Here is a 284-nt window from a genome sequence, read left to right as displayed (position 1 = left end):
ATGTAAGTTTACACCCCTCTATATATAAAACCTTAAGTTATCATTTTACTAACCACCTATTAACAATATCGTGTGTAGATCACGTTTATTATCCTTGGTGGCAATAATATCTTGATATTAGATTTAACATTCTCGTGTCGATTCACCTAACCCTGCATACCACCAAGAAAGGATTGATGAAGATGAAAAAGATCTTATTAAACGTCGCCGCATTAACGCTTGCTATTGCGGCTGTCGGCGCACAAGCCAAGGATTATGAAATAGTCAATGTCGTAAAAGTTTCC

1 pseudogene is annotated in these 284 nt (G+C 36.6%); it reads left to right on the top strand.

The annotated features are described in order from the left end of the window. Nucleotides 1-182 precede the first annotated feature (182 nt). Nucleotides 183-284: pseudogene (locus tag B7C60_RS20030) on the top strand (autoinducer 2 ABC transporter substrate-binding protein); the annotation flags it as partial.

Source organism: Vibrio fujianensis, assembly GCF_002749895.1.
Lineage (GTDB): Bacteria > Pseudomonadota > Gammaproteobacteria > Enterobacterales > Vibrionaceae > Vibrio > Vibrio fujianensis.
The sequence above is the reverse complement of the archived record's forward strand: the minus strand, read 5'-3'. Positions and strand labels throughout refer to the sequence as shown.